Genomic DNA, 8,500 nt, shown 5'->3' with positions numbered 1-8,500 from the left:
CCTGCTGCGTGACATGCAGCGCCACCCGTACAAGCAGCTGATCATGCACCTGGACTTCCAGCGCGTGAACGAGAACGAAGCCCTGACCGCTTCGGTTCCGCTGCACTTCATCAACGAAGACACCTCGCCGGCTGGCAAGGCTGCCGACGTCGTGGTCACCCACGAACTGAAGGAAGTGACCATCAGCTGCCTGCCGACCGACCTGCCGGAGTCGATCGAAGTCGACCTGGGCGGCCTGAACGCTGGCGACGTGGTGTACCTGTCCAACATCAAGCTGCCGAAGGGCGTGGAAATCCCGGCCCTGGCGCTGGGCAAGGACCACGACGACGCCATCGTCACCGCCAAGCACGGCAAGGAAGACGCTGCCGACGCTGAAGCTCCGGCTGCCGAGTAATACAGTGGCGGTGCCTGCCTGCGGGCAGGCACCGTTCTGGAAGGAACCATGGCAGGACTGCGACTGATCGTCGGTCTGGGCAACCCCGGATCGGAACACGCCCGGACCCGGCACAATGCCGGGTTTCATTTCGTTGAGGCCCTGGCTGAAAAAGCCGGTGCCCGCTGGAATGTGGACAGCAAGCTGTTCGGCGAGACCGCCAAGGTCGAGATCGCCGGGCAGACGGTGTGGCTGCTCAAGCCGGCCACCTTCATGAACCTCAGTGGCAAGTCGGTGACCGCCGCACAGCGCTTCTGGAAGATCGAGCCCGAGGAAACCCTGCTGGCGCACGACGAACTGGACCTGCCGCCCGGTGCGGTACGGCTGAAGTTCGACGGCGGCCACGGCGGCCAGAATGGCCTGCGCGACACCATGCGCCTGCTCGGCCACGGCAGGTTCCATCGCCTGCGGGTGGGCATCGGCCATCCCGGCCACAAGGACCGCGTAGTGGGCTGGGTGCTCGGCCGTCCCTCCAGGGACGACGACGTGCTGATCGCACGCGCCATCGACGACGCCATCGACGTACTGCCGCTGGCGGTACAGGGCGATTTCAACGAAGCGATGAAGCGGCTGCACACCCCGAAATAACCGGTAGTGCCGGCCGCTGGCCGGCAACGGGCGCCAACCGGCCCCGGTAGTCGCCAACCTTGGTTGGCGGATGTTCCACACCGAGATGGATTGGCCAAGCAGCGCGCGCGCTGTTTCACCAATCACTTTCACCCCAGAGAGCTGTCACCATGGGTATCAAATGCGGCATCGTCGGCCTGCCCAACGTCGGCAAGTCGACCCTGTTCAATGCGCTGACCAAGGCGGGTATCGCCGCAGCGAACTTCCCGTTCTGCACCATCGAACCCAACGTCGGCATCGTGCCGGTGCCCGACCCCCGCCTGGGTGAGCTGGCGGCGATCATCAACCCGCAGAAGGTCCTCCCGACCGCAGTCGAGTTCGTCGACATCGCCGGCCTGGTGGCCGGTGCTGCCAGCGGCGAAGGCCTGGGCAACAAGTTCCTGGCGCACATCCGCGAAGTCGATGCGATCACCCACGTCGTGCGCTGCTTCGAGAATGCCGACGTCATCCACGTCAACAACAAGGTCGACCCGATCTCGGACATCGAAAACATCGATACCGAACTGGCCCTGGCCGACCTGGACAGCGTTGAAAAGGCGCTGAACCGTGCCGAGCGCGCCGCCAAGGGCGGCGACAAGGACGCCGCCGCACGCAAGCCGGTGCTGGCCAGGCTGCAGGCCGCCCTGGCCGACGGCAAGTCCGGCCGTTCGGTCGGCCTGGACGAGGAAGAGAAGGCCCTGGTCCGTGACCTGTTCCTGCTGACCCTCAAGCCGGTGATGTACATCGCCAACGTGCTGGAAGATGGTTTCGAGAACAACCCGCACCTGGACGCCGTGCGCGCCCACGCCGCCGCCGAAGGCGCGCAGGTGGTGCCGGTGTCGGCCGCCATCGAAGAAGAGCTGTCCCAGCTCGACGACGAAGACCGCGACACCTTCCTGGCTGACCTCGGCCTGAGCGTGCCCGGCCTGAACCGCGTGATCAACGCGGCCTACAGTCTGCTCGGCCTGCAGACCTACTTCACCGCAGGCGTCAAGGAAGTCCGTGCGTGGACCGTGCGCAAGGGCGCCACCGCCCCGCAGGCCGCCGCGGTCATCCACACCGACTTCGAGAAGGGCTTCATCCGCGCTGAAACCATCGCGTACGACGACTTCATCAAGTACAAGGGCGAAGCTGGCGCCAAGGAAGCCGGCCGCCTGCGTCTGGAGGGCAAGGAATACCGCGTGCAGGAAGGCGACGTGCTGCACTTCCGCTTCAACGTCTGATCCAGCGGCAACGGATCGACCCCGGACGCCCCGCCCTGTGCGGGGCGTCTGCGTTTCCGGCCTCGTTTCCGGGCGTGGACAAAAATTGACCATGCCCTGAAACGCCTGCGGCACAACGTTCGCACACACTTGTCCACACCAAACCCCCATCGCTTTCCACGCATGGTGTGGAAAACCATGCGACGCCCTGTAGAGCCGAGCCCATGCTCGGCTGATGCCGGGCGGACCCGAGCATGGGCTCGGCCCTACAGATGCGTGCCCGCGCGGCGTGGACAAATTTTCACCACGCTTCAGAACGCCTGCGCTGCAACGCTCGCGCCCACTTGTCCACATCAAGTTCCCATCGCTCTCCACGCCCCGTGTGGAAAACAACCGCACGCCGTGGACAAAAAACAACCACGCCCGGAAACGCCTGTGCTGCAAGGCTTGCACCCGGTTGTCCACATCAAGTTCCCATCGCTTTCCACCTGCGGTGTGGAAAACCCATGGCGGCCCGCTCTGGTAGTCGCCCACCTTGGTGGGCGTGCGGCAATGCAGTGCCCCCCAAGGTGGGCATCTACCAAAGCCCGGTTCCCGAACAACAAGGCCCGCCAATGGCGGGCCCTGTCTTCTGCATCGACCGATACTGCCTGCGCCTACAGCGCGCTGCCACCGAACTTGTGGGTGTACTGCAGGTTGATCGTGCGGCCGACGCTGTCGAACCAGGACACGTCGTAGTACGGGTACGCCGTATAAGAAGCATCCTTCGGCGGCATCTTGTTGAACGCGTTGACCACTGACAGCGACACCCGCGAGTGGTCGTCGAAACGGTACTGCAGCGAAACGTTGTAGCGGTAGGTGGCCTTGATGTAAGGGCTGTCACCGCTGTCCGGGTCGAACACCTGGTCGTAGCTGTCCGAGGTCGGAAGCTTGCCCAGGCGCGAGCCATACACAGTCGCCGACCACGCGTCCTTCTCCCAGCTCACGCTGGCGCTGGTCTTGGTGCGCGGAATGTCGAAGCCGCTGTTCACCGCGAACTGGTCTTCCACCGGATCGCCCGGGAACTGCTGGAAATCGTGCTTCTTCACCCATGTGTGGTTGCCGCTGAAGGAGAACTCGCCAATGCCCGTCTGCAGGCGCCAGCGCAGGCCGGCGTCCACGCCCTGGGTGCGTTCGCGGGCGATGTTCACCGGGTTCACGTGCACGCCATACAAGCGGCCATCGTCCGTGCGCGTCACCCGTGCGAGGGCGTCCACGCAGGTCGGCGAGGTCGCCACCAGCTGGCCCAGTCGGCAGGCGGCCTCGTCGCGCAGGATGGTGTCCACGTTCATGTCCTGTACCTGGTTGCGCATGTCGATGTCGAACCAGTCGGCACTGACATCGAAGCCGCCGCCGGGCGACCAGACGAAACCGGCGCTCCACGACGTGCTGGTTTCCGGGTCGAGGGTGCGATTGCCCTCGCGGCTGCGGATCAGGTTCTCTTCGTAGTCACTGCAGTCATCGGCACCGTCGGACAGGCAGTTGTAGTAGTCGTTGCCGGCGGTCTCGTCGTTGCCGGGGCCGGCGTACACGTAATGCAGGTCCGGTGCGCGGAAGGCGGTGCCGTAGGAGCCCCGCACCAGCAGGGTATCGATCGGACGCCACTCCAGGCCGCCGCTCCAGGTCGCCTTGCCGATGGTGTGGCCCGAGTAGCGGTACTGGTCGTAGCGGCCGGCCACGCTCAGGTTCAGCGTCTCGTGCAGGGGCAGGCGCAGCTCGGCGGCGGTGGCCCAGCGGTTGCGCGAGCCCCGGCCGTCCGAATCCTTCCAGCTGTAGTAGTAGTACTCGGTCGCCAGCGGATCGGGGTTCAGCGCATAGGCCTGCTGGCCCACTTCCAGCGTCGCGGCAAACCCGGCGTCGCCACCGGGCAGGCCGAACAGCGAGCCATTGGTCAGGGTGAGGGCAGCCGTCTCGGTGCGCGACTTCGGCGTGTAGGTGGTACGCGCGGCAATCGAATCGTACTCCGCGCGCGTCAGCGGGCGGTACAGGCGGGACGGATCGGCGTTGTAGATCGGGAAGCCGTCATCGTCCTCGCCCAGCTGCGGGCCCAGAAACAGATCATTCGCCTTGGCGGCGATGATCTGCGGCCAGCTGATGTGTGACTGGTACTGCGAATGGCTCAGTGCCGCCTCGTAGTCCCAGGTGCCGGCCAGGTTGCCCTTGAAGCCGGTGGTCACGCTGAAGGTTTTCTGCGTGCTGCGCACCATGGCATTGCGCAGGCCGCCCATTTCCTCCGGCGAGAACTGGCGCTGCCAGAACTCGATCTCGCCGGTGGCTGCGTTGTTGAAATAGCCCGACTCGTCGCCGTCGGCGGCCATGCGGCCCCACGAGGTGACATCGCGCATCAGCGCCAGCGTGTGGTAGCCCACCTGCACGTCGGCGAACCACTGCTGGCCATTGTCGAAGTCGTAGCTCAGCGAGGCATAGCCATTGGCGCCGCGGCGCTTGCTGAGAATGGTGCCATAGCCGATGGACGCGTCGCTGCCGCAGTAGTAGCCATAGCGCGGCCGGAAGGCATAGTAGGTGCTGCCCTGGTTCTGCCCCGCCAGCGCTTGGCAGGTGGCGGCACCCGGGTCCAGATAGTCATCATCGTAGTTGGTACGCAGGTAGGCGCGGCGGGCGATGCGCGAGCCCTCGGTCGGCCCGTCCTGGGTCGAATCCTGGATGTCGCGCTCGTAGGCCCACAGTGGCGTCTGCGATTGCAGTTCCACGCTGTACACCGCATTGAAGCTGCCCTTGCTGAAGCCGCTGGCCAGGCTCATGTCGAAGGATTCGCCACCGCCCTCGCTGGTGGTGCCCATGCGCATGTCGACGGTGGTGCCGTCGGCTTTCTTCTTCAGGATGAAGTTGACCACGCCGGCGATCGCATCCGAACCGTAGATCGCCGATGCGCTGCCGGTCAGCACTTCGATGCGCTCGATCATGCCCAGCGGGATGTTGGACACGTCGGTGAAGTTGCTGCGGCCCTGGAAGGGCATCGGGAAATCGGCGATGCGGCGGCCATTGACCAGCACCAGGGTGTGGTTCGGGCCCAGCCCGCGCAGGTCGACCTGCTGTGCACCTGGCGAGAAGTCGGCGCCGCTGGCCGACTGCTGGCTCTGTGTCTCGCCGCCGTTCTGGGTCATCGCACGCAGCACGTCCGGCACCGTGGTGAAGCCGGCCGAGCGGATCTCCTCGGCGTTGATCACCGTGATCGGCGCAGGGCCTTCCACCTGCGCACGCGGGATGCGCGAACCGGTCACCTGGACCGCATCAAGTTGCTGCACCGAAGGGGAGCCGGGGCTCTGGGCCGCTGCCGAGGCAGCAACACCCATCAACGCCAGCTGGATCGACCACGCCATCGCCTGTCTACGCATGAGAACTATCTCGGGAATGAAGCCGGCCCGCAAAGGAGGGGCCCTGTCCCCCATTCACAATCCGGAATGGGCGCGCGCATTTAACGCCTTTTTCACGCTCTTGACTACCGGTGTTGCATCTGGCAAAGAGTGAAAACGATTGCAAGCCCATTCTGTTCAGGGAGATCAACAATGAACGTCCTTGTTCGCTGCGTCTGCCCACGCCTGGTGCTGGGGGCAATGCTGGCCTTGATGGCCCCGCTGGCATCAGCGCAGGATCCCCGCGACCTGCATTCCCCTGGCTTCGATTATTACGAGATTGGCGACCTGGATGCACCCCGGCCCGGGCCGCGTGCCCCGGCGATGATGCTGATGGGCGGCGGCGAATGGGTGCCCGAGGCCTTCCAGTGGTGGCTGCGGCAGGCCGGCAACGGCCGCGTGCTGATCCTGCGCGCCTCAGGCGGCGACGAACTGCAGGAGCGCCTGTACCGCGACATCGGCGGCACCACGGCGGTGCAGACGCTGGTATTCGACAACCGCCGCGGTGCGGATGACCCGGCGGTCATGCGCGTGGTGGCCGCGGCCGATGCCATCTTCATCGCCGGTGGCGACCAGGCCCGCTACATCCGCTTCTGGAAAGGCACTGCGCTCAACCGTGCGCTCAATGCACATGTGCGGGCCGGCAAGCCGATCGCCGGCACCAGTGCCGGCCTGGCGATCCTTGGCGGCTATGCCTATGGCGCGCTCGACGGCGGCAGCATCAGCTCCGCCGGCGCGCTGGCTGACCCGATGGGCAGTGCAGTGACCCTGGACAGTGGCTTCCTGCAGATGCCCTACCTGCAGCGCGTGGTCACCGATACCCACTTCGACAAGCGCGATCGCCTCGGTCGCCTGATCGTCTTCGTTGCCCGTGCCGCGCAGGAAAGCGGTGACCCGGACATGGTCGGGATCGGGGTGGACGAGGACACCGCCCTGTGCGTGGAGCCTGATGGCCAGGCACAGGTCTACAGCGCCGATGGCCAGGGCAGGGTCTGGGTGGTCAGCCCCGGCCGCGACGCCGATCGGCTGGTGGAAGGCGAGCCGCTGCAGTTCCACGCTGTGCCGGTGACCGTGGTCGCCAGTGGCGGCCGCCTGCGCCTGGACGATTTCCAGGCTGACGTCGACTATCACGCGGTGGCTGACATCACCGACGGCGAGATCGAGATCACGCGCCGGTAGCGCCGGCCGCTGGCCGGCAACCCCCCCGGATGCATCATTGGCACAGTGCTGCCGGCCAGCGGCCGGCGCTACCCCGCCCCTCATTTCCCTGGAGACGTACACGATGAAACTGCGCCTGGCGCTGTCCGCCCTGCTGTCCTTGCCCATGCTCGCGCAGGCAGCGCCGTCCACTTCACCGCTGCTGGTCATCCACGGTGGGGCAGGGGTCGAGCGCAAGGATCTGTCGCCGGCTGAAGAGCAGGCTGCGCGCGCGGCGCTGCAGGCGGCGCTCTTGAAGGGCCATGCCGAGCTGGCCGCCGGCCGTCCTGCGCTGGCGGCGGTCACTGCAGCGATCACCGTGCTCGAGGACGATCCCACCTTCAATGCGGGCAAGGGCGCAGTGTTCACCCATGACGGCCACAACGAACTCGACGCTTCGCTGATGGATGGCGCCACCCAGGCGGCCGGTGCAGTGGCCGGCGTGCAGCGCGTGCGCAACCCGATCCAGCTGGCGCAACGGGTCATGCAGAAATCGCCGCACGTGATGATGGTCGGGCAGGGCGCCGAGGCCTTCGCCGTGGAGCAGGGCATCACTCTGGTCGACCCGTCCTATTTCCGCACCGACAAGCGCTGGCAGCAGCTGCAGCGTGCACTGAAGGAAGAGGCCAGCGGCCAGGCGCATGCCGATCTGGAAACGGCCAGGCATTTCGGTACGGTCGGCGCGGTCGCGCTGGATGCGCAGGGCCATCTCGCGGCGGGCACGTCCACCGGCGGCATGACCAACAAGCGCTACGGCCGCGTGGGTGATTCGCCGATCATCGGCGCCGGCACCTGGGCCGATGCGCGCTGCGCAGTGTCGGGCACCGGTTGGGGCGAGTACTACATCCGCACGGCGGCCGCACACGAGATCTGCGCGCGCATGCGCTACCTGGGGCAGACGCCGGAGCAGGCTGGCAAGGGCGTCATCAACGAGACCATCCCGCAGATGGGGGGCGACGGCGGTGCCATCGTGCTGTCCGCCGACGGCAAGGCAGCCACGCCGTTCAACACGCAGGGCATGTATCGGGGCTGGATCGGCGCCGACGGCGTACCTCATGTCGCAATTTTCGCCAGTGAGACTCTGGCTCTCCCGGGGCAATAACCTTGCCTATCAATGGGTTTGCGACAACGTGTGAAAAAAACCGAAAAAAGCGTTGACAGCCCCCCGTCCCATCAGCAGAATAAGCGGCTCACCACCACACACCGCAACGCTTCGGCGGCAACGGGATGGGGTGGTAAGGAGGGATACCCAAGCGGCCAACGGGGGCAGACTGTAAATCTGCTGGCTTACGCCTTCGGTGGTTCGAATCCACCTCCCTCCACCAGTTTCACGTTGTGGCACATTCCCGGTGCGGGAGTAGTTCAATGGTAGAACCTCAGCCTTCCAAGCTGATGGTGCGGGTTCGATTCCCGTCTCCCGCTCCATTGAATGAACTTTGAATATTATCGAGTTCATGCCATAATGCACAACTCGCTCACATAGCTCAGTCGGTAGAGCACTTCCTTGGTAAGGAAGAGGTCGAAGGTTCGATTCCTTTTGTGAGCACCATCTCAAGCACCACACCAGACGAATTCGAGATAAGCAGCCATGGCCAAGGGTAAGTTCGAGCGCACCAAGCCGCACGTCAACGTCGGCACCATCGGTCACG

6 protein-coding genes and 3 tRNA genes are annotated in these 8,500 nt (G+C 65.3%); 8 read left to right on the top strand and 1 reads right to left on the bottom strand.

Annotated elements, in window-relative coordinates:
- From ACQKDV_RS16745 to ychF, 3 genes are all read left to right on the top strand, one after another.
- A partial coding sequence (locus ACQKDV_RS16745; RefSeq protein ID WP_427785220.1) for a 50S ribosomal protein L25 occupies positions 1-394 on the top strand: 394 nt, incomplete at its 5' end.
- A gap of 48 nt (positions 395-442) precedes the next feature.
- Positions 443-1,021: an aminoacyl-tRNA hydrolase gene (gene pth, locus ACQKDV_RS16740; RefSeq protein ID WP_427785218.1), complete on the top strand. Its 579-nt coding sequence runs from the start codon at positions 443-445 to the stop codon at positions 1,019-1,021.
- Positions 1,022-1,170: 149 nt separating this feature from the next.
- Positions 1,171-2,262, top strand: coding sequence for a redox-regulated ATPase YchF (gene ychF / locus ACQKDV_RS16735; RefSeq protein WP_427785216.1), 1,092 nt, complete (start codon positions 1,171-1,173; stop codon positions 2,260-2,262).
- A 635-nt stretch (positions 2,263-2,897) separates the two neighbouring features.
- Here the strand turns inward: ychF and ACQKDV_RS16730 are convergent.
- The gene (locus tag ACQKDV_RS16730; RefSeq protein ID WP_427785213.1) at positions 2,898-5,636 is read right to left on the bottom strand and encodes a TonB-dependent receptor plug domain-containing protein; all 2,739 of its coding nucleotides are present in this window, start codon (positions 5,634-5,636) and stop codon (positions 2,898-2,900) included.
- Positions 5,637-5,807: 171 nt separating this feature from the next.
- On the opposite strand from ACQKDV_RS16730, the gene ACQKDV_RS16725 reads away from it, so the two are divergent.
- From ACQKDV_RS16725 to ACQKDV_RS16705, 5 genes are all read left to right on the top strand, one after another.
- Positions 5,808-6,833: a cyanophycinase gene (locus ACQKDV_RS16725; RefSeq protein WP_427785212.1), complete on the top strand. Its 1,026-nt coding sequence runs from the start codon at positions 5,808-5,810 to the stop codon at positions 6,831-6,833.
- A 103-nt stretch (positions 6,834-6,936) separates the two neighbouring features.
- The gene (locus tag ACQKDV_RS16720) at positions 6,937-7,953 is read left to right on the top strand and encodes an isoaspartyl peptidase/L-asparaginase family protein (RefSeq protein WP_427785210.1); all 1,017 of its coding nucleotides are present in this window, start codon (positions 6,937-6,939) and stop codon (positions 7,951-7,953) included.
- Between the two features lie 137 nt (positions 7,954-8,090).
- A tRNA-Tyr gene (locus tag ACQKDV_RS16715) sits at positions 8,091-8,176 on the top strand.
- Positions 8,177-8,202: 26 nt separating this feature from the next.
- Positions 8,203-8,276: transfer RNA gene (locus ACQKDV_RS16710), tRNA-Gly, on the top strand.
- A 48-nt stretch (positions 8,277-8,324) separates the two neighbouring features.
- Positions 8,325-8,400 (top strand) — tRNA-Thr (locus ACQKDV_RS16705).
- The last annotated feature ends 100 nt before the right edge of the window (positions 8,401-8,500 follow it).

Source organism: Stenotrophomonas sp. NPDC077659, from assembly GCF_050268705.1.
GTDB lineage: Bacteria > Pseudomonadota > Gammaproteobacteria > Xanthomonadales > Xanthomonadaceae > Stenotrophomonas.
Note: the sequence above shows the minus strand (reverse complement) of the source record. Positions and strands in the feature narration are given on the sequence as shown.